21 protein-coding genes and 4 pseudogenes are annotated in these 21,358 nt (G+C 70.1%); 8 read left to right on the forward strand and 17 right to left on the reverse strand.

The annotated features are described in order from the left end of the window. Together ACSMXV_RS36685 and ACSMXV_RS36690 are read right to left on the reverse strand one after the other, a co-directional pair. Positions 1–1,644, reverse strand: a complete 1,644-nt coding sequence (locus ACSMXV_RS36685) for an ABC transporter ATP-binding protein (RefSeq protein ID WP_473175394.1) — start codon at positions 1,642–1,644, stop codon at positions 1–3. Next, positions 1,625–2,671: a BMP family ABC transporter substrate-binding protein gene (locus ACSMXV_RS36690; protein WP_473175395.1), complete on the reverse strand. Its 1,047-nt coding sequence runs from the start codon at positions 2,669–2,671 to the stop codon at positions 1,625–1,627. The genes ACSMXV_RS36685 and ACSMXV_RS36690 overlap by 20 nt, the downstream gene beginning before the upstream one ends. A 313-nt stretch (positions 2,672–2,984) precedes the next feature. Here ACSMXV_RS36690 and mtnA point away from each other — a divergent pair, with 313 nt between their 5' ends. Further along, a complete protein-coding gene (gene mtnA / locus ACSMXV_RS36695) occupies positions 2,985–4,025 on the forward strand; it encodes an S-methyl-5-thioribose-1-phosphate isomerase (RefSeq protein ID WP_473175396.1) in 1,041 nt (346 codons plus the stop codon). A gap of 57 nt (positions 4,026–4,082) precedes the next feature. Here the strand turns inward: mtnA and mtnB are convergent, their stop codons facing one another. The 3 genes from mtnB to ACSMXV_RS36710 are packed head-to-tail and all read right to left on the reverse strand — an operon-like array spanning position 4,083 to position 6,006. Then, positions 4,083–4,691, reverse strand: a complete 609-nt coding sequence (mtnB, locus tag ACSMXV_RS36700) for a methylthioribulose 1-phosphate dehydratase (protein WP_473175397.1) — start codon at positions 4,689–4,691, stop codon at positions 4,083–4,085. Continuing rightward, positions 4,688–5,410 (reverse strand): acireductone synthase, encoded by a 723-nt coding sequence (gene mtnC / locus ACSMXV_RS36705; RefSeq protein WP_473175398.1) that lies wholly within the window; start codon positions 5,408–5,410, stop codon positions 4,688–4,690. Before mtnC ends, mtnB begins: the two co-directional genes overlap by 4 nt. Next, complete coding sequence (locus ACSMXV_RS36710; protein ID WP_473175399.1) at positions 5,407–6,006, reverse strand: 1,2-dihydroxy-3-keto-5-methylthiopentene dioxygenase; 600 nt, start codon at positions 6,004–6,006, stop codon at positions 5,407–5,409. Before ACSMXV_RS36710 ends, mtnC begins: the two co-directional genes overlap by 4 nt. A gap of 270 nt (positions 6,007–6,276) precedes the next feature. On the opposite strand from ACSMXV_RS36710, the pseudogene ACSMXV_RS36715 reads away from it, so the two are divergent. Continuing rightward, positions 6,277–6,420: pseudogene (locus ACSMXV_RS36715) on the forward strand (hypothetical protein); the annotation flags it as partial. A 379-nt stretch (positions 6,421–6,799) separates the two neighbouring features. On the opposite strand, the gene ACSMXV_RS36720 reads toward ACSMXV_RS36715, so the two are convergent. From ACSMXV_RS36720 to ACSMXV_RS36755, 8 genes and pseudogenes are all read right to left on the reverse strand, one after another. Then, positions 6,800–7,735 carry an ABC transporter permease gene (locus ACSMXV_RS36720; RefSeq protein WP_473175400.1) on the reverse strand — a complete coding sequence of 312 codons (936 nt, stop codon included), beginning with the start codon at positions 7,733–7,735 and terminating at the stop codon, positions 6,800–6,802. Further along, positions 7,722–8,519, reverse strand: a complete 798-nt coding sequence (locus ACSMXV_RS36725) for an ABC transporter ATP-binding protein (protein WP_473175401.1) — start codon at positions 8,517–8,519, stop codon at positions 7,722–7,724. Before ACSMXV_RS36725 ends, ACSMXV_RS36720 begins: the two co-directional genes overlap by 14 nt. A gap of 39 nt (positions 8,520–8,558) precedes the next feature. Further along, positions 8,559–9,665, reverse strand: a complete 1,107-nt coding sequence (locus tag ACSMXV_RS36730) for an aliphatic sulfonate ABC transporter substrate-binding protein (protein WP_473175402.1) — start codon at positions 9,663–9,665, stop codon at positions 8,559–8,561. Between the two features lie 225 nt (positions 9,666–9,890). Beyond that, on the reverse strand, positions 9,891–10,004 hold the full coding sequence (locus ACSMXV_RS36735) for a putative leader peptide (protein ID WP_473175403.1): 114 nt from the start codon (positions 10,002–10,004) through the stop codon (positions 9,891–9,893). Positions 10,005–10,131: 127 nt separating this feature from the next. Then, positions 10,132–10,590, reverse strand: a complete 459-nt coding sequence (locus ACSMXV_RS36740) for an RrF2 family transcriptional regulator (protein ID WP_473175404.1) — start codon at positions 10,588–10,590, stop codon at positions 10,132–10,134. A gap of 7 nt (positions 10,591–10,597) precedes the next feature. Further along, positions 10,598–10,836 (reverse strand): annotated as a pseudogene (locus ACSMXV_RS36745) (hypothetical protein); the annotation flags it as partial. 84 nt (positions 10,837–10,920) lie between these two features. Then, positions 10,921–12,153 carry an acyl-CoA dehydrogenase family protein gene (locus ACSMXV_RS36750; protein ID WP_473175405.1) on the reverse strand — a complete coding sequence of 411 codons (1,233 nt, stop codon included), beginning with the start codon at positions 12,151–12,153 and terminating at the stop codon, positions 10,921–10,923. 13 nt (positions 12,154–12,166) lie between these two features. Continuing rightward, entirely contained in the window at positions 12,167–12,736 is a 570-nt protein-coding gene (locus tag ACSMXV_RS36755; RefSeq protein ID WP_473175406.1) for a winged helix-turn-helix domain-containing protein, read from the reverse strand. Positions 12,737–13,129: 393 nt separating this feature from the next. Here ACSMXV_RS36755 and ACSMXV_RS36760 point away from each other — a divergent pair, with 393 nt between their 5' ends. Continuing rightward, positions 13,130–13,657: an LLM class flavin-dependent oxidoreductase gene (locus ACSMXV_RS36760; protein WP_473175407.1), complete on the forward strand. Its 528-nt coding sequence runs from the start codon at positions 13,130–13,132 to the stop codon at positions 13,655–13,657. Between the two features lie 40 nt (positions 13,658–13,697). On the opposite strand, the gene ACSMXV_RS36765 is transcribed toward ACSMXV_RS36760, so the two are convergent. Beyond that, positions 13,698–14,774, reverse strand: a complete 1,077-nt coding sequence (locus tag ACSMXV_RS36765; protein ID WP_473175408.1) for an LLM class flavin-dependent oxidoreductase — start codon at positions 14,772–14,774, stop codon at positions 13,698–13,700. Between the two features lie 699 nt (positions 14,775–15,473). On the opposite strand from ACSMXV_RS36765, the gene ACSMXV_RS36770 reads away from it, so the two are divergent. The 3 genes and pseudogenes from ACSMXV_RS36770 to ACSMXV_RS36780 all read left to right on the forward strand — a co-directional run bounded on the left by ACSMXV_RS36770 (position 15,474) and on the right by ACSMXV_RS36780 (position 17,705). After that, positions 15,474–16,511, forward strand: a complete 1,038-nt coding sequence (locus tag ACSMXV_RS36770) for an aldo/keto reductase (RefSeq protein WP_473175409.1) — start codon at positions 15,474–15,476, stop codon at positions 16,509–16,511. Positions 16,512–16,606: 95 nt separating this feature from the next. Continuing rightward, positions 16,607–16,843, forward strand: a pseudogene (locus ACSMXV_RS36775) (LLM class flavin-dependent oxidoreductase); the annotation flags it as partial. 76 nt (positions 16,844–16,919) lie between these two features. After that, on the forward strand, positions 16,920–17,705 hold the full coding sequence (locus ACSMXV_RS36780) for a sulfite exporter TauE/SafE family protein (protein WP_473175410.1): 786 nt from the start codon (positions 16,920–16,922) through the stop codon (positions 17,703–17,705). A gap of 267 nt (positions 17,706–17,972) precedes the next feature. On the opposite strand, the gene ACSMXV_RS36785 is transcribed toward ACSMXV_RS36780, so the two are convergent. Both ACSMXV_RS36785 and ACSMXV_RS36790 read right to left on the reverse strand, forming a co-directional pair. Then, the gene (locus tag ACSMXV_RS36785; protein WP_473175411.1) at positions 17,973–18,344 is read right to left on the reverse strand and encodes a MerR family transcriptional regulator; all 372 of its coding nucleotides are present in this window, start codon (positions 18,342–18,344) and stop codon (positions 17,973–17,975) included. A gap of 51 nt (positions 18,345–18,395) precedes the next feature. After that, entirely contained in the window at positions 18,396–19,421 is a 1,026-nt protein-coding gene (locus ACSMXV_RS36790) for an MDR family NADP-dependent oxidoreductase (protein WP_473175412.1), read from the reverse strand. Positions 19,422–19,802: 381 nt separating this feature from the next. On the opposite strand from ACSMXV_RS36790, the pseudogene ACSMXV_RS36795 reads away from it, so the two are divergent. After that, a pseudogene (locus tag ACSMXV_RS36795) lies at positions 19,803–20,064 on the forward strand (aldo/keto reductase); the annotation flags it as partial. Between the two features lie 177 nt (positions 20,065–20,241). On the opposite strand, the gene ACSMXV_RS36800 reads toward ACSMXV_RS36795, so the two are convergent. Further along, positions 20,242–21,156, reverse strand: a complete 915-nt coding sequence (locus tag ACSMXV_RS36800) for a LysR family transcriptional regulator (protein WP_473175413.1) — start codon at positions 21,154–21,156, stop codon at positions 20,242–20,244. An 85-nt stretch (positions 21,157–21,241) separates the two neighbouring features. Between ACSMXV_RS36800 and ACSMXV_RS36805 the strand changes: the two genes are divergently transcribed. After that, the gene (locus tag ACSMXV_RS36805; protein ID WP_473175414.1) at positions 21,242–21,337 is read left to right on the forward strand and encodes a putative leader peptide; all 96 of its coding nucleotides are present in this window, start codon (positions 21,242–21,244) and stop codon (positions 21,335–21,337) included. Positions 21,338–21,358: the final 21 nt, after the last annotated feature.

Raw genomic sequence — 21,358 nt, forward strand, 5'->3', positions numbered from 1 at the left:
TCAGTCTCCGTCTCCGTCCTGCGCGGCGGCTTGGGGCTGCTTCGCCGTGCCACCGGCCATCGCCAGGCCGAGGGTGCGTTCGTCCGCCTCGTCCTTCGCGTACGTGACGCCGACCCGGCCCTCGTACATCACCAGGACCCGGTCGGCGAGCCCGCGGATCTCGCTGAGCTCCGCCGAGACCAGCAGGACGGCGTGGCCCGCGTCGCGGTAGGCGATGAGCTCGTCGTGGATGTTCTGGATCGCGCCGATGTCGACGCCCCGGGTGGGCTGCTCGACCAGCAGCAGCGGGGCGTCGTGGGCGAGTTCGCGTCCGATCAGCAGCTTCTGCAGGTTGCCGCCGGACAGCGCCGATGCGGGCACCTCGGGCGTGGACGCCTTGATGCCGAAGCGTTCGACGAGGCGCCGCGCATGGGCCCGTGCGGCGGTGGGCGGCAGCAGGCCGCGCCGCGAGGACAGCGCCGTACGGTGATGACCCATGGCCAGGTTGTCCGCGACGGACGCCGCGGGCGCGGTGCCCACCGCGTGCCGGTCCTCGGGGACGTACGAGAGGCCCGCGGTGCGGCGGTCGGCCGCCGAGGCGTCCGTGATGTCCCGGCCGGAGAGGGTGACGCGGCCGGAGGTGACGGGCCGCAGCCCGGCCAGTGCTTCGATCAGCTCGCTCTGGCCGTTGCCCGCGACGCCCGCGATGCCGACGATCTCGCCGGCGCGGACGGTCAGGTCGACGTCGCGTACGGCGTCGCCCGCGCTGAGCCCGGAGACATCGAGGACGACATCCCCGGGCGTGCCGGGCGCGTGCACGCGGTCCAGTTCCACGGAGCGGCCGGTCATCGCGGCCGCGATCTCGTCGGCGGTGGTCTCGGCGGTCCGCAGGCGGGCGGCGACCCGGCCGTCGCGCAGCACCGTCACGTTGTCGCTGACCTCGAGCACCTCGCGCAGCTTGTGCGTGACGAGAATCACCGTGCGCCCCTGTGCGGCAAGCGACTTGAGCACGGCGAACAGGGCGTCGGCCTCGGCGGGCGTGAGCACCGCGGTCGGTTCGTCGAGGATGAGCGTACGGGCGCCGCGGTGCAGCAGCTTGAGGATCTCCACACGCTGCCGGAGCCCGACCGGCAGGTCGCCGACCCGCGCGTCCGGGTCGACGATGAGGCCGTGCTCCTCGGCGAGCTCGCGCACGCGCCTGCGCGCGGCGGCCCGGTCCACAAGACCGAAGCGGCGCGGCTCGGCCGCGTAGACGACGTTCTCGGCGACGGTCAGCGACTCGAACAGCTTGAAGCCCTGGTGGACCATGCCGAGCCCGGCGGTCATCGCGTCCCCCGGGTCGCTGAAGGACACCTCGCGCCCGTCGATGCGTAGGGAACCGGCGTCGGGCCGCTCCATGCCGTACAGCACGGACATCAGCGTGGACTTGCCCGCGCCGTTCTCGCCCATCAGGGCGTGGATCTCACCGTGGCGGACCGTCAGGTCGACGGCGTCGTTGGCGAGGGTCCCGGGGAAGCGCTTGGTGATGCCGCGGAGTTCGACGGCCGCGGGGGCGTGGGCGGGGGCGTCCCCCGGTTCGACGGCCGACGGGCCCTCGGCGGTGGAGAGGCCTTCGCCCGGGACCTCGCCGGTCCCGGCCGACCGGTCAGCTGGCTGCCGGGTCATCGACCGTCAGCTTTCCGGACACGATCTGGTCGCGCAGCTTCTCGACCTTCTTCAGCACGTCCTTGTGCTCGGCGATGACGCACTGGGAGGTCTCGACGCCGTTCTCGAGCCCGGTGAGGCTGATGCCACCCTCCTTCAGGCCGTACGAGACGGTCGTGCCCGTCTTGCCGTCGAGGACCTGCTCGATGCCCTTCTCCACGGCGATGTCGGTCCGCTTGATGACGTTGTCGACGACCGTGCCGGGCGCCGATGGGCACTGGTTGACGTCGACGCCGTACGCGTACGCGCCCTTGGCCTTCGCGGCCTCGAAGACGCCGTAGTTGCCGGCCGCGGCCGCGGCCATGAGGTGGTCGTAACCCTTGGAGAGCAGGGAGTTCGCCTGCTCCTTGGCGCGCGCAGAGTCGTCGAACGGGGACTGACCGCCGACGAAGCGCGTCGAGGTCGACGTCTTCGGGGCCACGTGCTTGGCACCGGCCGCGAACGGGTCGCTGAAGCGCCGGAACTGGGGCGTGTCGAGCACGTCGACCGCGCCGACCTTGCCGCTCTTGCTGAGCAGCCCGGCCTCGGCACCCGCGAGATAGACGCCCTCGTGCTCACGGAACACCGCGCAGCTGACGTTCTTGTACGTCTTCGTGGTGCACGCGTCGACCATCAGGAACTGCTGCTTGGGGTTCTTCTCGGCCTGCTGCGCGACGATGTCGGCGAACTCGAAGCCGACCAGGACGACGACGTCCGGCTTCGCGTCGACGGCGGCCTGCACGTTCTGCTGCTGCGAGGCGGTGTCCGAGCTCTGGTAGACCTTCTGCGACCCGTCGTGCGCCTTCGCCGCGGACTTCAGGCCGGTGACCGCGAGCTTGAGGAACTCGTTCTGCCCGACCGGGTCGGGGGTGACCAGTGTGAAGGACTTCCCGCCGCTCGTGCCGGCGTCGTCGGCGCTGTCCTTCGCGGCGGCGTTGCAGCCGGTGGCGAGCAGGACGGTACCGGCCGCGACCGCGGCGAGCTGGAGGGAACGGGTTCTGCGAGTCATCGTCGATGGCCTTCCGGGGACGTCGGGCAGCGCACGCGTGCGGCAGCGCCGAGAGGCTGAAGGAGAGGGGGAGGTGAGGAAGAACGGCGGCGCCGAACGGACGTTCAGCGGCGACAGCCGTCGCTGGCGCACCGGCCGTGGTCGAGGAAGCGGCGCATCGTCAGCAGCACACGTCCTCCTTCGCATCGGCACTCGGGCTGTGGGTGCAGGAGAGTAACACCGGAATCCGGACACCTGCGCGACCGTCTCGAACTGTGGCTGCTCCAGGTCATGTACGGTGGCGCGCATCTCGCACCATCAGGAGTGCCCCGCTATGCCCCAGGAACTTCGCGCCGTCGACTGGACGGAATACGGTCTCGCGCTCATCGACCAGACCGTCCTTCCGCACCGCACCGAGATCCTTCAAGTCCGCGACGTGGACGCTCTGGTGGACGCCATCAAGCGGCTCGTGGTGCGCGGCGCACCGGCGATCGGCGCGGCGGGGGCGTACGGCGTGGCGCTGGCCCTGCAGCAGGGCGAGCGCGAGGGATGGGACCGGGAGCAGTTGCTCGCGGCGGTCTCCCGGATACGCGAGGCCAGGCCCACCGCCGTCAACCTCGCCGTCTGCGTCGACCGCGTCCGGCAACGGCTCGACGAAGGACTCGGCGCGGTGCTTGCGGAAGCCGCGGCCGTGCAGCGCGAGGACGTCGAGGCCAACCGTGCCATGGGGGCGTACGGCGCGGACTGGCTGCTGAAGCGGACCGCCGACCGTGCCGGGGACCGCCCGCTGCGCATCCTGACGCACTGCAACACGGGCGCGCTGGCCACCGCGGGCTGGGGCACGGCGCTCGGCGTCATCCGCGAACTGCACCAGCGCGGGCGGATCGAGGCGGTGTACGCCGACGAGACCCGGCCGCTGCTGCAGGGCGCCCGGCTCACCGCCTGGGAGCTCGCGCAGGAGGGCATCCCCCACTACGTCCAGGCGGACGGTGCCGCCGCGGGCACGATCCTGCGCGGCGAGGTGGACGCGGCGATCGTCGGAGCGGACCGGATCGCCGCCAACGGGGACACGGCGAACAAGGTCGGCACCGTGGGTGTCGCCCTGGCCTGCGCCGACGCCGGGATACCTTTCATGGTCGCGGCGCCCACCACGACCGTCGACCTGTCGACGGAGCGTGGCGAGGCCATCCACATCGAACTGCGCGGCGAGGACGAGATACTTCAGTGGGCCGGCGTCCGCACCGCACCCGCCGAGTCGCGGGGCCACAACCCGGCCTTCGACGTCACGCCGGGCCGTCTGGTGACGGCCCTCGTCACGGAGCGCGGCGTCCTGGAGGTGGCGGCGGGTGAGCTGCCGGTGCAGCACCTGGCCTGACGCACGCCGAAGGGCGCCGCCGCTCCTCAGGAGCGACGGCGCCCTTCGCTGTGCCGGTCAGCGCCCCGCCAACTCCAGCTCCAGCAGCCATTCGACCACTTCGGTGTGGTGTCGCGCCTGACGCGGATCAGCGCCCCAGACGTACAGGCCGTGGCCCGCCACGACGACCGCGGGCATACGCGGGTCGCGCGCCGCCTCCAGGCGGTCGCCCAGCTCTCTCATGTCCTGGCTGTTGGCGATGACCGGAAGGGTGACCTCCACGTCATGCGCCGGCTGGCCGACGCCCTTGAGCATCTCCAGGTCGTTGAAGACGATGCCGCCCGGCTCCCGGCGGCCCATCGCCACCGACGCCACCGTGTGCACGTGCACGACCGCCCCGGCGCCCGTCAGCGCCGCCACGCGCGCGTGCAGCTCGGCTTCGGCGGAGGGTTTGCCTCCGTGGACCGCCGCGCCTGCGCCGTCCACAAGGACCACGTCACGGGCCGTCAGTTCACCCTTGTCGTGGCCGCTCGCGGTGACCGCGAGCCGCAGCGGATCGCGGGAGAGAACCGCGGACAGGTTGCCCGAGGTGCCGCGCATCCAGCCGAAGGAGGCGAACCTGGCCGCCTCCGCGGCCAGTACGGCCCCGGCCTCCTCCAGGTCGAGTGCGGAGATCTCGGCGGTCACGTGGTGCTCCTTGCGATGGTGATGTCGTCGAAGACGCCGGCCTGAAGGTGGCCGCCGACGCCCTGCTCGTAGTACGGCTCCCCGGGGCGCCGTACACCCACGGTCAGCCAGCCCGCCTCCCGGGCCGCGTCCAGCTCGCCGGGCCGGTCGGAGAGGAACAGGAGACGGCCGGGGTCCGCGGCGCCGAGCGCGTCCGCGATCGCCCGGTACGACTCCGGTGACTGCTTGGGCCCGGCGTTCTCCGTGTCGTACAACCCGTCGACCAGCGGCAGCAGGTCGCCCTCGGGGCTGCTGCGGAACCAGGCGCGCTGCGCGGCCACCGAACCGGACGAGTACACGTGCAGCCGGACGCCCGCCGCGTGCCAGCGCCGCAGCGCCGGAACCACGTCCGGGAAGAAGTGCGAGGTGAGATCGCCGCGGGCGAAGCCCTCCGCCCACACGATGCCCTGGAGGGTCTTGAGCGGGGTCGCCTTGCGGTCCTCGTCGAGCCAGGCGTTCAGCGCCTTCTCGACACGTGCCGCGTCGGCGTCCGGCTCCCCGAGCAGCTCGCGCACCTGGGCGACAGCGCGCGCCACCTCAGGGTCTTCGCTCCGCTCGGCGAGCAGTGCCGCGAACCGAGCGCGTGAGTACGGGTAGAGCACGTCGACGACGAACCCCGTGGCGCTCGTGGTGCCCTCGATGTCGAGCACCACGGAGTCCACGTCGAACAGGTGGGTCACGCCGCTGCCCGGCCCTTCTCGTAGCCGGCGGCGATGGTGTCGAAGTCGGGGAAGCGCTCCGAGATCCGGTCGCCGGTGAAGTTGCCGATCCAGCCGTCCTCCTCGTGGAAGAAGCGGATCGCGGTGAAGGCGGGCCGGGTGCCCATGTCGAACCAGTGCGTGGTGCCGCGAGGCACGCCCAGCAGGTCGCCCTTCTCGCAGTACACGGCGTGCACTTCGCCGTTCACGTGCAGATAGAAGATGCCGGCGCCGGAAACGAAGAAGCGGACTTCGTCATCGTCTTCGTGCGTGTGCTCCTGCAGGAACTTCTCGCGCGCGGCCTTCGCCTTCACGGGGTACTCGGGGTCGTCGCTCGGGTGCAGCCCCAGCACGTCGACCGTGGTGAAGCCCTCCTCGGCGTTGAGCTTGTCGATCTCCGGGCCGTACGCGGCGAAGACGGTGTCGCTGTCGGCGTCCGCGGGGACGTCCTCGCGGATCGGCCACTGTTCGAAGCGCACGCCCAGCGGCGCCAGGGCGGCGGCGATCTCGGCGGGGTCGGAGGTGCGTCGCACGACGGTCTCCGGGCCGGACTCCGGCCAGGTCGTCAGCAAGGTCATGGGAACTCCAGGATCTGGAAGGGAAGTCCGGATGCCGGAACGGGCACCGGACCGGAGGGGCTGCCGGGGAAGAATCCCGGCGACGGAGCGGCGGAGTGCGCGCGGGACCGGGGCCTTGGATCAGCCGCGACACGCCGCGCAGGGACAGCGTCGCATCGCTGTCGCGCCTGGTGTCGTCATGAGGGCCTCACTGTCCGGGTCGGATGCCGGTTCCTCGGATGGTAACTCCAGGCCGTCGGGTGGCGGAGTGTGACGAAGCCGTTGTCTCACTTGTTGGTATTTGCGGACGTCGACGAGGTCCTGGAAGTCGCCGACCGGGTCGTCGTGCTCGCCGGGGGCGCGATCCACCTCGACGCGTATGGAGAAGGCGCGGAGCGCGACCGCGTCATCCAGACTCTCTCGGCGTCCGTCTGATGCCTGTTGGGGCACTAGCCAAGGAACCGGCGTCCAGCCGCTGCACAGGCGAAGCGCTGAGCAACTGCGGCTGAGCTGGGAGGGATCCGGGGCCGTGTTTGGACGGAGTCGGCCGGCTTCGCGGGTACGGAGATCGTCCGCCGCATCACCTCGGCACGACGATCAGCCAGTACGTCCGCCAGTGAAAACCCAGGGTCCCGTGCCGACTGGCCCCTGTTGTCCGACTTCGTCGCCGTTGCCGAATGTCTGGGAGGCCGGGCACACAGCAGCACCGGCTCCGCTGTGGGGCGATGCCACTGCGGGGCTGGTGCCGTGCGCCGGGTGCGCCGGTGTGCGGCGGGATCGGGCGCGCATCCCGTGGCGAGCGCGATCCGTTCGGTCAGCGGGTGACCAGCAGGCCACGGCTGCGCAGCACTCGTCGCTCCAGCGGGCTGAAGATCAGCAGATCGATGGCGATACCGACGAGCAGGATCAGGAAGATGGCCAGGAACACCTGCGACATGCTGGCGTTGTTCCGCCCGTTCTCCAGCAACTGGCCGAGGCCGACGCCCAGATCGGGCGAGGAGGCGATGATCTCGGCGGCCATCAGCGAGCGCCAGGAGAACGCCCAGCCCTGCTTCAGGCCGGCCAGGTAGCCGGGGAGCGCGCCCGGCATCACGATGTGCCAGGCTTCGCGCAGGCCGGTCGCGCCCAGCGTTCGCCCGGCGCGCAGGAACAGCGGCGGGATCTGGTCGATGCCCGCGACGAGGCCGTTGGCGATGGACGGGACCGCGCCGAGCAGGATCACGGCGTACATCATCGAGTTGTTGAGGCCCAGCCAGAGCACGGCGGGGGGCACCCAGGCCACCGATGGCAGCGACTGCAGACCGGAGAGGATGGGGCCGATGGCCGCCCGGACGAACTTCACCCGGGCGACCAGCAGGCCGAGCGGCGTACCGATGGCGAGCGCCATCAGGAAGCCGAGCAGGCCGCGCGAGACGCTGGTCCAGATGTAGTCGAGCAGCGTGCCCTGCCGCCAGGCGTCCGTCACCTCGTCCCACACCGCGGACGGCGAGGGCAGCTTGTAGGCGGGGACGACCTCGGCCCACACCAGCAGCTGCCAGACCACCAGCACCAGTGCGACGGCGGTGATGGGCGGCAGCACCTTGCGCATCAGGGTCTCGCGCAGCGGCGTACGGCCGGCCTCTACCGATTCCAGCGCGTCGAGCCCGGCCTCCAGCCCCGCCAGATCTTGCGTATCGTGCGTGTCCTGGGGCTCCCCGGCTGCCGGCGAGCCGTCCTTCCTGGCGTCGACGCCCGTGTCAGTGCTGGCCATGACGGCGGATCTCCCTACGCAGTTCTTCGGTGATCTCGACGGACAGCTCGGCGACCGCGCTGTCCTCGATGCGGCGCGGCTGCGGAATGCCGACGGTCCACTCCCGGGCGATCCGCCCCGGCCGCGAGGACAGCAGCACCACCCGCTGCGCCAGCCGCACCGCCTCCCGCACGTTGTGCGTGACGAACAGCACCGACAGGCCCGTCTCACGCCAGATGCGGGTCAGTTCGTCGTGCAGTACGTCACGGGTGATCGCGTCCAGCGCGGCGAACGGCTCGTCCATCAGCAGCAGTCGGCTGTCCTGGGCCAGCGCACGGGCCAGCGCGACGCGCTGCCGCATACCGCCCGACAGTTCGTGCACCCGCTTGCCGTATGCGCCCTGCAGCCGTACGAGTTCCAGCAGCCGCTCCGCCTCCTGCCGACGCTCCGGCCCCGCGACCCCGCGCAGCTTCAGCGCGAGCTCGATGTTCTTGCCCGCGGTCAGCCAGGGAAACAGCGCGTGCTCCTGGAACATCAGGGCGGGCCGGCCGTCCGTGTCGATCGAGCCGGCGGACGGCAGGTCCAGTCCCGCGACCAGGTTGAGCAGGGTGGACTTGCCGCAGCCGGAGGCCCCCAGGAGGGTGACGAACTCGCCCGGTGCGACATCGAGCGTGATGTCGTCCAGCACAAGCTGATGTCCGCCGGGCGTGCCCGGCGCGGGGAACGACTTCGAGACATGCTCGATACGGGCGGCGTGCGTCACCGCCGTGGCGTCCTCGACAGCCTTGGCGATCGTGGTGGCCATGGTCGTCACCTCCTGGGAACTCATCGGGTCCGGTTGTCGTTACTCGGCGCCGAGACCGGCGTCGTCGACCTCGTCCTCGCCCTCGGCCTTGAGGACCTTGTTGAGCGGTGCGAGGTCGTAGATGCCCTTCAGATCGGGCTCCTCCAGCAGACCGGCCTTCACCGCGTGCTCCGCCTCGGTGTCGAGGGTGGCGGCCAGCGGGTCGTCGAGGAAGGTGATGGACTCCCAGGCCGGGTCGATGACCTCGGCGGGCAGGGCCTTACCGGACTCCTTCTTGAGCGCCGCGTTGGCGGAAGCCTTCGCTTCCTCCGGGTTGGCGTTGATCCACTCATTGGTCTTCACCGAGCCGCGCAGCACGGCCTCGACGACGTCCGGGTGTTCCTTCAGGAACGTCTGCGACACGATGATGTTCGTGATCACGAACTTCTTGTCGGGCCACAGGTCGGCCTCGTCGAGCAGCACCTTGGCGCCCTCGGCGACCAGCTTGGACGCGGTCGGCTCCGGCACCCAGGCGCCGTCGATGGAACCCGCCTTGTAGGCGTCCGGGGTGATCTTGTTGTCGGTGCGGATCACCGAGACGTCGCCCTTGCCGCTCTCGGCGTCGACCTTCCAGCCCTGGTCCGCGATCCAGTTGAGGAACGCGACGTCCTGGGTGTTGCCGAGCTGCGGCGTGGCGATCTTCTTGCCCTTGACGTCGTCCAGGGACTTGATCTTCTTCGGGTTGACGACGAGCTTCACGCCCCCGGAGGCGGAACCACTGATGATGCGCAGGTTCTTGCCGTTCGACTTGGTGTAGCCGTTGATCGCCGGAGACGGGCCGATCCAGCCGATGTCGATGGACCCGGAGTTCAGCGCCTCGATCTCGGAGGGGCCGGCGTTGAAGGTCGCGGCCTTGATCGTGGTGCCGCCGAGCTCCTTCTGGAGCAGGCCCTCCTGGACGCCCACCAGAGCGGTGGCGTGCGTGAGGTTGGGGAAGTAGCCGATCTTCACTTCGTCGGCGGAGAGCTTCTTGGCGTCCGCCGCGACCCCGGTCTGCTTGTCGTCGTCAGTGGACTCGGAACCGTAGCCGCAGGCGGTGAGCAGGAGGGGAAGCGCGGCTATGACGGCGATGGTGCGCAGGGCGGTGAGCGGTCTTGCGGCAGACACGGAGGTGTCCTCTCAGGGATGGGCGATCAGGGAGGTGACGAAAGTGCGAGGCGTACTGCTTCTCGGCGCGCACCAACAGTCCACTCCTCGCTGTCGGCGGCAGGCATGCTGTCGCGGCTGAGAAGTGGAACGTGGGGGCGTAGTCAGCCGAGAGTGTCCGATCCGCCGACAGAGGCGAGGCGGCGGGAGGCGGCGCTGGTTCGGAGAGAGTCAGGTTCTGTGGCGTCAGAGGTGCCGACAGATGGCACTGGACGTACGGCCGAGGTCGATGTGACGGCGCGAGGTGAGAAGGGGCAGCGACTGGGCTGTGCGGTCGAGCGCTCCCATGGCCACCCCCATAGATCCCTAGTTTTCCTACCTGGTTGCTAGGGATCGTGGCAGAAGGTGGCGTCTACCCCAAGGGCTAGTTCACATGATGGACGCCGCTATCTCGCTTTTTGGGATCTACGGTGGGTGGCCCGGCATGTCAGGGGTTCACCCAGGCGCCCGGGGCGTTGGTCAACGCGGATACGGCGGCGGGTAGTTGGGCCGACGCGACGTCGGCGAGCGACACGCCCTCGAGGATTTCGCGCACGTTGGACCGCAGCGCGATCCACAGGGGGAGCAGCGACTCGGCGGGGCCGGTGTAGGACAGCTCCGGGGGACGGACACCACGCACCGAGACCAGCGGTCCGTCCACGACGCGGATGACATCGGCGATGCTGATGGACTCGGCGGGCTTGGCCAGCCGGTAGCCGCCGTTGCCGCCGCGCTGGCTGAGTACGAGACCGCCCCGGCGCATGTCGTTCAGGATGCTTTCGAGGAATTTGTGCGGGATATCCTGGGCGTCGGCGATGGCCTCGGCCTTCAGTGGCCCGTCATTCCGTGACGCGGCGAGCTGCAGCGCGGCACGTACCGCGTAGTCCGCCCTGGCTGAGATCCGCATGCGCACATTATCCCGCACGGCTTCGGTCGGTGTCCGTTGTGGGCGGGCCGCCTGGCAGCTGTCCCTGCCCGGTGGTCGCGGGGCTCAGGCCGTGGCAAGGGTGCAGCGGGAGGCGTCGTCGTTCGACGACGCGGCTGAGGATGCCCTCGACACCGGCGGGGACGTCGCTCGCGACGGTCACCCGGTGCAGCAGGCGCGGCAGGTCGCCGTAGTCATCGGGGCGTAGTGCTGGGTGATGCGGTTGTCGAGCCGAGCCGGCCGAAGTAGATCCGAGCCCAATTCATTTGAAGCACGCGCGTTGTTGCTGATCCGGCACTCCGGCCCGCACGTTCAGACAGGCAGGACGAACGGGGGGTGCGCTCCGTTGAGGAAATAGTCCCCGACATCGCGGAGCCGGTGAGCGACGGGCTCGTACAAGGTGTGGGTCCGGGCATTGCGCCAGAAGCGGTCGAAGCCCAGCGGCGAGGCCGCGGACCGGGCGCCGATGATGTCGAGGGCGCGGGCGGTCGACTCCTGCGCAGCCCTGGAGGCGGCGGCTTCGGCCATGGCCACGAGGACAGAGATCTCCGCGTACTCGTCGTAGGTGAGGTCTTCGCCGCGTGCCAACCCGTCGTGCACGGCTTCCAGTGCTTGATCGGCGAGCGCGGACGCGGAGCGGGTGAGGACGGTGAGTTCTCCGTAGGCGGTCAGCACCTGCGGGTCCTGGGGAGAGCCGACCGGCCAGGCGGGGTGCCAGGGTGAGTGGCCCGCCCACCTGCTGTACTCGCGGGCCTCGGCGAGCACTCCCTCAGCCATGCCGAGACGGAGCTGGACGGAGAGGAGGCGCCCGACCGGCGATACCAGTGCAGCCAGGGGCGACAGGACGTCCTCGTCCGCGGACAGGGAGCCGAGTACGTCGTCGGCGGCGACCGGTACACCGTCGAACTCCACGCTCCCGCCGGCCGCGAGCCGCTGGCCGAAAGTGCCGACATTGCCGTCGATCCCCACGCCGTGATGAGCGGGATCGACGACGACGGCGAGTGGTTCGCCGGTGTCGGCTCGTACGGCCCGCACGGCGACCCGGTCGGCGACCAGGACCCCGGTGGCGTAGCTCTGCCGACCGTCGAGCACATAGCCGGCGGCTGTCTTGGCCAGCGTCAGAGGCGGTTCCTGACGGGCGAAACCGCCGCCCCAGCACCACTGCCCGGCCGCGGACTGCCGCTCGACCTGAGCAGCGAGAGAGGGTTCGGTGAAGAACCGAGCGCTCCACGACAGGAAGTAGTGACAGCCGAGCAGTTGACCGATCGCGCCGTCGGCCGCGGCGATCTCCCGGACGACGGTGTAGGCCGTGGGCCAGTCAGCGCCGCCTCCCCCGAGCTCTGCCGATACGAGGAGCGTCAGCAGTCCCGACTCGCGCAGCCGGGACACCTCGTCGAACGGGGCCTTGCCTGCCTGCTCCCTGGCCACTGCGTCCGTGGCCAGGTCGTCCGCCGTCTCGCGGGCCACGCGCAGCCAGTGCGCACGGCAGGGGCCGGTCAGGTCGGATTCCGCGGCGGGGCCGGACGGCGCAGTGGCAACGGCCATGGTGGTGTGCTCCTCAAGGTCGGCGGCAGGGTGTGGAGTTGGCGCTCGCGTGCTGGTCGGGCACGTACTTGTAGCCCACGCGCCGTACGGTGACGATGCGGTGCCGGTAGTCCGAGCCCAGCTTGCGGCGCAGCCGCGCGATGTGGACATCCACGGTGCGGCCGTCACCGATGTGGTCGTAGCCCCAGATGCCGGCCATCAACTGCTCGCGCGAATGCACGCGGTGGGGATGCAGTACGAGATGGGCCAGCAACCCGAACTCCAGGTAGGTGAGGTCGAGTTCGCGTCCGTCCACCTCGGCGACCTGTTGCGCGGGATCGATGCGGACGACACCGCCTCCCGCCTGCTGCACGGGAGGTGATTGCGTGTAGGCGACCGGTCGGATCTCCGGCCGTGTCACGTCCTTGGCGAAGAGCTGAGTGGGATCGGTGCCCTCGGGGACGAGCACGAGGTAGCCGACGAGGGGAGCAGAGCCGTTTCCCTCGTCGCCTTCGTGCGCGGTGTCGCTCACGAGGCGGAGATGGCGCATGTCGGGGAGTGGTGAACCCGATGGAGTTGCCTGGGCCGGAAGTGCCGTGGTCATGGCGGTCGTCCTTCAGAAGTTCGTCGGGCCGTCAGGCGCAGTGGATGGGTGCACCTGATCACCTGGGATGAGAGAGAAGGAGCGGAACGGCACGCGGAACGTGTGAGCCGCGTGCCTTACACGTGACAGCAGGCGGCGCTGACGACGTGACCAAAGTCGACGTGCCGACGACGAACGAGTCGTTGCTGCATGTGGGACATGTGCATCATCCTGCGCACCCGCTGGGAGGGCCGTCAAGGTTTTCCTAGTAAGTCGATGGGAAATGTAGGGAAGGCAACATCGTGGGTGGGCTCACCGGCCACCGCCGATCGCCGGGCGGGCCTCAGGCGCGGTCGCCCTCTTCAGTCGGGCACGCTGTGCGGACGGCCAAATGGACGCTGAGCGTCTGCAGGGGTGTGGGCTCGCCCGAGGCGCCAACCACACTCCGCCGCCCACCCGATCCAGCGCGCCCGGTGCTGCGCGGCTGGATCTCCCAGCACCACTTCCAGGACGATTACGGACGCGTTCCCTCACCTCTGCCGTTCCTCGCCTCTGCCGTTCCTCGCCGCTGCCGCCGCTGCCGCCGCGCAGACCAGCAGGATCCGGCTGGGCACGGCGGTCGTGATCGCTCCGCTGGAGGACCCCGTGCGGATCGCCGAGGATGCCGCGGTCGTCGACGAGATCAGCGAAGGACGAATCGAACTCGGTCTCGGCAACGGCGGATTCGGTCCCGAGGCGGAAAGGGCCTTCGCAGCCTTCGGTATCGACCCGGCGCGCCGCAGGGAACGGGCTCGGAGGTGCTCGCCGGGACGTTGCGCGCACTGCGCGGCGAGCCGTTGGGGGACCGTCCGAACGGCCCTGTGCTCCAGCCGCCGGTCCCTGGACTGGCCGACCGGGTGTGGTGGTCCTCCGCCAATGCCCGGAACGCTCGACGGCTATTGACGTATCGTCAGTTGGGGGCTCGACGGCGGTGCCGTGTTCCTCACCCGGCCGGTTCGCGCAGCCTGGGCAGCAGTTGGTCACCGATGCGACTGATCTCCTGCTTGTAGGGGGTGTCGGACAGGACGAAGTGGGTGATGCCGAGCTTGCGGTAGTTGTGCAGGGCCGTGGCGATGTCGTCGGCGGAGCCGACGAGCCAGGTGGTTCCCGCTCCGCCGCCGCCGAACCTGCCCGGGGTGGTGTAGAGGCAGGTGTCGAGAACCTCGCCGCGCTCGGCGAGATCGAAGAGGCGCTGCTGCCCGACTGCCGTCCTGCGGTTTCCCGTCCAGGTGGTCTCGCCGGCGCTTGCGGCCATCTTCGCGACCTTCGCCTCGGCGTCGCGCCATGCTTCCTCGGTGGTGTCGCGCACCAGTGTCGTGATCCGCAGCCCGAACTCGAGTGGTTTGTGCCGACGGCCCACCTGCTCGCTCAACGTCTTGAGCCGGTCGATGCGTTCGGCGAGCCCGTCGAGTGGCTCACCCCAGAAGAGCTGAACGTCGGCCTCGGCCGCCGACACCCGTTGCGCGGCCTCGGACGCACCGCCGAAGTAGAGCGTCGGATGCGGCCGCTCATCGGTGCCGTACGGGCGTGGCGCGACCGTGGATCCGGTGATCTGGAAATGCTCGCCCTTGAACGTGACGTCCTCTTCGGTCCAGAGGCGCCGCACGAGATGCAGGAACTCCTGCGTGCGGGCGTACCGTTGCGCCGGGTCGATGCGTGTGTCGCCGTACGCGGCCAGGTTGTCCAGTCCGCTGACGATGTTGACGAGGACGCGTCCACGAGTGAGTTGGTCGAGCGTCGCCGCCGCGCCGGCGAAGTGAGCCGGCTGCCAATAGCCGGGACGAATCGCGATCAGTGGCTTGAACGTCGTGGTCCGAGCCGCCAGAGCCGTGGCGACGGTGAAGGTGTCCGGACGCCCCCATCCGGTGCCGATCAGGGCGCCGCCCCAGCCGTGATCTTCTGCCGTACGGGCGAGTTCCGTTGAATATTCGACGGACCCCCAGCCAGATGTTGTGTCGTCGCCACGGTGTCCCGGTTCGACGGTGTTGGGGATGTACCAGAGAAATTCGAGGCTCATCATGCTTCCGATCGCTGCTTGGGCCCCGTGCCGGCGCGCGCGATGCCGGTTGGGGTCGGTGATGGGGAGTGAGGCGTCAGTGCGCGGGCGGAGAAACGTCGGCACGCGTGCCGTCGCGCCCGGGTTGCGGGCGTTACCGCACGACGAACACGACGAACACGTCAGAGGGCGGGAGAGACCGGACTTGCCGAGGCCTCGCACTGCGGCGTCGGCGGGGCGAGAGCTTCGTCAGACAGGGCGTATGCGCGCTCGCGCAGCTCGGCAACGTGCGCGGTCCACTGCTCGACAAAAGGCTCGACAAAAGGCTCGACAAAGAGGAAGCCGGACTGACATCCGTCGACTTACGTCTGGCCGGTCTTCCGGTTCACTGCCCAGTCGCGTGCTGCGGCCGGAACCAGCCGTCAACGGCGTGTCGGTCGTCGACGAGCGACGAACCCGGCCCGATCTGCGGCGACGTATCGAGTGCGGTTACGAGATCAACAGCGTGCGCTGGACACGCGGACGAGGTCGACACAACGCTCCTTTGTAAGGAGCAGAACCTCCAGGACCTCACGCATGTGATCGAGTTTCTGCGTGATCGTTCAGAATGTCAATGAGCTCATCCCATGCGCCCCGGCCGCGCCCCGGCCGGGCCCCGGCCGCCCTTCGCAGCCGCCCCGACCTCTGACACACTCTCTGACGTTCTGAAACGGAAACTGATTCATGGCAGCCTCCGGCCCCTTCGACACCACTTACCACGCGGCGGACGACCGCTACGCGAACCTGGAGTACCGCCGTACCGGGAACTCGGGCCTCGACCTGCCCGCCTTCTCCTTCGGCCTCTGGCAGAAGTTCGGTGCCGACTACCCGTACGAAGGTCAGCGCGAGATCGTGCTGCACGCCTTCGACCTCGGGATCACCCACTTCGACAACGCCAACCGCTACGGTCCGCCGCCCCGCGCCGCCGAGAAGTTCTTCGGCACGGTGCTGCGCAGGGACCTCGCGCCCTACCGGGACGAGCTGATCCTGTCGACCAAGGCAGGCAATCCGATCGGCTCCAGCCCCTACCTCAAGGGTGGTTCCCGCAAGTCGCTGCTGGCCTCGCTCGACCACAGCCTGCGAGACCTCGGCACGGACTACGTCGACGTCTTCTACAGCCACAGCCCCGACCTCTCCACCCCGCTGGAGGAGACCGTCGGCGCGCTGGTCACCGCGGTCCAGTCCGGAAAGGCGCTGTACGCCGGAATCTCCAACTACACCCCCGAGCGTGCTCACGATGCGGCCGAGCTGCTCCGCCAGGCGGGAGTCCCGCTGCTGGTCCACCAGCCGAGGTACTCGATCTTCGATCGTCGCCCGGAACTCAACGGTCTGCTCAAGCTCGCCGCCGAGGACGGCTTCGGCCTCGTCGTCTACAGCCCCCTCGCCCAGGGGCTGCTGACCAACAAGTACCTCGACGGAACGATCCCCCAGGGTGCCCGGGCCCAGAACAGCACCTTCCTGTCGCCGGACGACATCGACGACACCTACCGCGAACGGGCAACGGCACTCAACGAGATCGCCCAGCAGCGCGGACAGTCACTGGCGCAGCTCGCGCTGCAGTGGGTCCTGCGGCAGCCGCAGGTGACCAGTGCGCTCATCGGCGCGAGTTCGACCTGGCAGCTGGACCACAACCTCAAGGCGTTGGACTTCCCCCCGCTGACCGAGGAAGAGCTTGCGCTCATCGACCGGCACGGCATCCACGGGACCGGCGTCCGAGTCTGAGACGGCGGGCGCGGTCGGTTGCCGCTTGCAGCGGTATTGGCGCTATACGGGTGCCGGTTGCGCGGTGCGTTCGGCCGAGCGCATGGGGTGGGAGGAAGGCGATGGTCGGCAGCCGCACCGAGGTGGCCGAGTGGATCGCCGAGTACCACCGGCTCGGCATCGACGAGTTCGTGCTCTGCGGCTACCGGCATCTGGAGGGGGCGTACTGGTTCGGCGAGGGCGTCCTGCCGAAGCTCGCGGCACAGGGTCTGTGGACCCACCCGTTCCACACCGTGGCGGACTTGGAGCCCACGGCCCCGGTCCCCTTCGCTGGTGCCGGCGGCCCACGATGACCCACGTGATCGCTTCCTCCCATCATGTGAGCGCGGCAGCGATACTGGGCGGACGTTCGAACGATCGGGGGCCGAAGTGGCAGATCCGACGGGACTGTACGGTCTGGCCGTCGGCCTGATGATCGCGGTGGTGACCGCGCCCGTAGGGGTCTCGGGTGCGGTGTTCCTGCTGCCCGTGCAGCTGAGCGTGTTCGGCGTGCCCAGTCCGGCGGTCACCCCCACCAACCTGTTGTTCAACGTGGTGGCCGGGCCTGGCGCCCTGCTGCGCTACCGCCGTGCGGGCCTGCTGAACAGCCCGCTGACCCGCCGTTTGGTGATCGGCACTCTGCCCGGCGTGGTCATCGGCGCAGTGGTGCGCGTCTTCGCCGTCCCCGGAGCCACCGTCTTCCGCCTTCTGGTCGCCGGATTGCTGATGCCGCTGGGCCTGTGGCTGATCGCCCGTACCTTCCGGCCTGCCCGGCCGTCCGCCCCGGCGGCGGAACCCTCCCGCCGGATCGTCACGGGCCTGGCCTTGGCCGTCGGGATCGTCGGCGGGATCTACGGAATCGGCGGCGGCTCCATCCTCGGCCTCGTCCTGGTCGGCCGAGGCATGCCGGTGAGCCAGGTCGCCCCCGCCGCCCTCGCCTCCACCTTCGCCACTTCCGTGGCCGGTGCCGCGTCCTTCGCACTGCTGTCCCTGACCGGCTCCGGTGACGTCGCCCCCGACTGGTACCTCGGGCTGGCCTGCGGCTGGGGCGGGCTGATCGGCGGTTACCTTGGGGCGCACCTGCAGCCCCGTCTGCCCGAGACCGCCCTGCGCCTACTGCTCGGCGCCCTGGCCGCCGCCTTCGGGACCCTCTACGCCGTGCAGTCACTGCGATGACGCAACAGGTCCCGGCTCCGGAATCCAGAAGGGAGCCGCCGTCTGGCGTTCGCCGCCGCCCTGGAGCCCACGCCGCCCGTGCACTGCCAGCCAAGGACTCCAGGGGCGTCGAAGCTGCCCGGTCAGGCCTCCCACGGCAGATCCGGGATGTCGACGCGGCGCGAGGTCACGCGCTGCCGGTGCTCGGCCGGATCTGAGCAGACCACCTCCACCTCGACGACACATCTTGTTCGCGGCTATGAGCAGGTCGGCCGCCTGGTCGGGGTGTCAGCCGTTTCCGGAGGCGCGCCGTGCGAGGTTCTCCCGCAGACGGGTGAGCCGGTCGATCTCGGCGTCCAGGGCCGCGAGGCGGCGGTCGACGACCTCGGAGAAGGCGCCTGGGCGGCCGGAGGAGTCGCACCGCGCCTGGGGGTTCTGGGCGAGCAGGTGGAGGCGGTGGGCGCGGCTGCGCAGGTCCTCGACGGTGAGGCCCAGAGCCAGCAGTTCGCGGATGACGCGTACCAAAGCGACCTCGCCCGGACCGTACTCCCGCTGACCGGAGGCGGTGCGGGCGGGCGGGGGCAGCAGTCCGCGCTGCTCGTAGAACCGCAGTGCCCTCGGGGTGGTACCGGCTGCCGCCGCCGCTTCGCCGATCCGCATCCGTCCTGCCCCGCTCCTGCCCCCTGGACGGCGACCTGCCGTGCGCCGCTCCTACAACTCCACTATGGCAGCCCCGAAGTGCTGTCCGCCGAACAGACCGGTCAGCGCCTGCGGGGCACGATCGATGCCGGCGATCGGCGTGTAGGGGAAGCGGATCCGTCCGGAGCGCAGCCACGCGCCGAAGTGCTCGGTCCACTCCTGCTCCACGTCGGGATGGTCACCGCCGCTGTAGCCTCGCAACGAGATCCCCTTGACGACCAGCCGGTAGGAGTCGATCTCCACGGGTGCGCTGCCGCCGGCCCGCCCAGGCGACAGTTGCCCGGCGAGCGCCCCGACGAGGGCGAAGCGGGCGCCCTGCCGGGCCGCACCGAGGGCGGCGACCAGTTGCTCGCCTCCGACCGTGTCCAGCAGCACGTCGATGCCTTCGGGCGCCGCCTCGGCGAGCTGGGGAGCGATCGGGCCGGCCCCTCGCAGCACGACCGCGTCGTACCCCAGCTCCGACACGAGCCGTTCGGCCTTCTGCGGCGAGCCGGTGCTGCCGATCACCCTCGCGGCACCCAGGAGCCGGGCGATCTGTCCGGCCAGGGAGCCGACCGCTCCCGCTGCTCCGGTCACGAAGACGACGTCGCCCCGGCGGACTTCGGCAAGCCGGGTCAGTGCGCCATAGGCGGCCGATCCCTGGGCCAGATAGGCGACCGGGTCGGGCAGCGAGCCGTCCAGCGGGGCGCAGTCCGCGATGGCCACCCCTGCGTACTCGCGCCAGCCGAGCATGTGCAGGACGGCGTCACCTGGGCGCAGCGGACTGTCGTCCGGCGCGGTGACGACCTCTCCGACAGCAGGGCCGAACAGCGTGTCGCCGGTGCGCAGTGGCGGCAGGGGCACGCCGTCCGTCTCCGTTCCCATCAAGGTGCGCAGTCCGGGGAACACCAGGAAGTACCGGTTCCGGACGAGCAGCCGGCCCGGTCCGGGCTCGGGCAGCGGCGTCTCGACGACGGCGAAGTGTTCCGGCGAGGGCAGCCCCTCGGGGAGGGCGGCGATCCGGACTTCGCGCGCGGTACGGGGGAGAGCAGCGGGCATCTTCGGGCTCCTGGCAGATCGAGGCGGTGGCACACATGCCGTGCAGGTGCGGCGAAGCTAACTCTTGACCCGCACGTCAGGGGCAAGTCGGCCCAGGTGCGGACGGTTGGCCGGGAAGCCGTGGCGGCGGGCGGCGATCACGACGATCAGGACCGGCACGAGGAGAACCAGGACGCTCCAGGGGAACGCGGCGGCACCGAGCAGCCAGCCTCCAGCCGTGTCGAATGCCAGGCGGCCCGCTTCGACATCGACGCACCGGAGAACGCCGCCAAGCTCCGCACCAGCGCGCTGCGCACTCCGACCGGATGGCCTCGGCAACACCACGTCCTGCCGACGCGCTGGAGGCCGCCGACGCTCTCGCCCGGCTGGCCGAGGAGGCGGCTGGCCGAGGAGGCCGGGCTCACCCTCGTACAACTGGCCCTGGCCTTCGTCCTGGAGCACCCCGCAATCACCTCGGCGCTCATCGGGCCGCGTACCTTCGAACAGCTGGAGAGCCAGCTGGGCGCGGACAAGATCCGGCTGAGCCGGGACGCACTCGACCGGATCGACGAGATCGTCCCGCCCTGCACCAACCTCTCGTCCCGCGACGCCGGTTACACCCCTGCCCTCGCTCACCGACTCCGCGCTGCGCCGCCGTCCGTAGGACTGACTCAGCGCCGTCCGTCGGCCTTCCGGGGCCGGCGGACCCAGAACCACGCCGCGTCAAGGGCGGCATCCAGCAACTCCGACTGGTTCGACAGGCTGGGTGGTGGCAGTGGCGGCAGGGACTCCGCACCGCCCTCGCCGGGACGGAGGTAGGGCATCCGTAGCCGCACAGCGGTCAGCGCTGGTACTGCTGTGCCCGCTCCAGCAGGGTGTCGTGCAGATCCCGTGCCGCGCGAGGGTGGGAGGCGGAACGGCGGCGCTGGACGACCATGAGCACCTCGGTGCCGGTGCCCGTCTCGCCGTCGGCGAGCGGGCGCCAGGTGATGGCGCCGCTGCGCTCCAGCGGATCGCCGATGACGCTGAAGTCGGGCAGTACGGTGGCGCCCAGCCCTTCCGCGACCATCAGTTTGCCCATCTCGGCGCCGTCGGTTGAGTACGAGAAGGCCGGGCTTCGCCCGCGCAGCAGCCGGTGCACGTAGCGGTGCATCACATAGCCGGCTCGCATCACGACGAGGGGCTCGGACAGCAGGGCGTCGACGGTCACGGTGGAGTGTGCGGCCAGTGGACTGTCCGGGCGTATGCACACCACCGGGCGGCCGCGCAGCAGGCCGGTGGACTCCAGGTCGGGCGGAAGATCGTCGCCGGTGAGGTAGTTCACAAGACCGAGGTCGAGGCCGCCCTCGGACAGCATTCGGTGAATCTCGGTCTGTTGGGCGGTGACCACCTCGACCTGGGTCTGCGGGTGTGCGGTGCGGAAGTCGCGGACCGTGGGGACGAGGAGGGGGACGGTCGCGGCGTGCACAGTGCCGAGTCTGACCATGCGGCTGACCTGGTGCTGGTGGTCGGCGGCCTGGCGCAGCCGGTCCACCGCCTCCAGGACGGCGGCGACGTGCGGCAGCAGCTCGCGGCCGGCGTCGCTGGCCCGGGCTCCGGATCGGCGGCGGTCCAGCAGTTCGACGCCGAGCTCACGTTCCAGATTGCGGACGGTCTCGCTGAGCGCGGGCTGCGAGAGGTGCAGCTCCTCGGCGGCACGGCGCAGGGAACCGAGGCGTGCGACGGCCTGGAGGTACTCGAGCTGTTCGATCCGCATGGTAGGGAAACCCTATCAATCCATCGCGGATCCGTGACGGGCCCCCGCTCGACCAGTCGGCATACGACCTGGTTGAATCATGGTCATGATCAAGCGCAACGACCTCACGCGGCGACGCCACGTCGACCTCGTGCGTGTGTCCAGCGCTCTGTGTGCGTGCTGTTGTTGCGCCGCGCGCTGACCCGGCTCACCTTCGCGCTGT

The organism is Streptomyces sp. DSM 42067 (assembly GCF_055792885.1).

What these genes read in the sequence shown, in the direction of transcription:
- ACSMXV_RS36725 (WP_473175401.1), bottom strand. Translation starts at nt 8,519, where the DNA reads ATGGCCACCACGATCGCCAAGGCTGTCGAGGACGCCACGGCGGTGACG.
- ACSMXV_RS36765 (WP_473175408.1), bottom strand. Translation starts at nt 14,774, where the DNA reads ATGATGAGCCTCGAATTTCTCTGGTACATCCCCAACACCGTCGAACCG.
- ACSMXV_RS36785 (WP_473175411.1), bottom strand. Translation starts at nt 18,344, where the DNA reads ATGCGGATCGGCGAAGCGGCGGCGGCAGCCGGTACCACCCCGAGGGCA.
- ACSMXV_RS36735 (WP_473175403.1), bottom strand. Translation starts at nt 10,004, where the DNA reads ATGGGGGTGGCCATGGGAGCGCTCGACCGCACAGCCCAGTCGCTGCCC.
- ACSMXV_RS36720 (WP_473175400.1), bottom strand. Translation starts at nt 7,735, where the DNA reads ATGGCCAGCACTGACACGGGCGTCGACGCCAGGAAGGACGGCTCGCCG.
- ACSMXV_RS36800 (WP_473175413.1), bottom strand. Translation starts at nt 21,156, where the DNA reads ATGCGGATCGAACAGCTCGAGTACCTCCAGGCCGTCGCACGCCTCGGT.
- ACSMXV_RS36740 (WP_473175404.1), bottom strand. Translation starts at nt 10,590, where the DNA reads ATGCGGATCTCAGCCAGGGCGGACTACGCGGTACGTGCCGCGCTGCAG.
- ACSMXV_RS36690 (WP_473175395.1), bottom strand. Translation starts at nt 2,671, where the DNA reads ATGACTCGCAGAACCCGTTCCCTCCAGCTCGCCGCGGTCGCGGCCGGT.
- ACSMXV_RS36790 (WP_473175412.1), bottom strand. Translation starts at nt 19,421, where the DNA reads ATGCCCGCTGCTCTCCCCCGTACCGCGCGCGAAGTCCGGATCGCCGCC.
- ACSMXV_RS36755 (WP_473175406.1), bottom strand. Translation starts at nt 12,736, where the DNA reads ATGACCACGGCACTTCCGGCCCAGGCAACTCCATCGGGTTCACCACTC.
- ACSMXV_RS36685 (WP_473175394.1), bottom strand. Translation starts at nt 1,644, where the DNA reads ATGACCCGGCAGCCAGCTGACCGGTCGGCCGGGACCGGCGAGGTCCCG.
- ACSMXV_RS36770 (WP_473175409.1), top strand. Translation starts at nt 15,474, where the DNA reads ATGGCAGCCTCCGGCCCCTTCGACACCACTTACCACGCGGCGGACGAC.
- ACSMXV_RS36750 (WP_473175405.1), bottom strand. Translation starts at nt 12,153, where the DNA reads ATGGCCGTTGCCACTGCGCCGTCCGGCCCCGCCGCGGAATCCGACCTG.
- ACSMXV_RS36710 (WP_473175399.1), bottom strand. Translation starts at nt 6,006, where the DNA reads ATGACCTTGCTGACGACCTGGCCGGAGTCCGGCCCGGAGACCGTCGTG.
- mtnA (WP_473175396.1), top strand. Translation starts at nt 2,985, where the DNA reads ATGCCCCAGGAACTTCGCGCCGTCGACTGGACGGAATACGGTCTCGCG.
- ACSMXV_RS36805 (WP_473175414.1), top strand. Translation starts at nt 21,242, where the DNA reads ATGATCAAGCGCAACGACCTCACGCGGCGACGCCACGTCGACCTCGTG.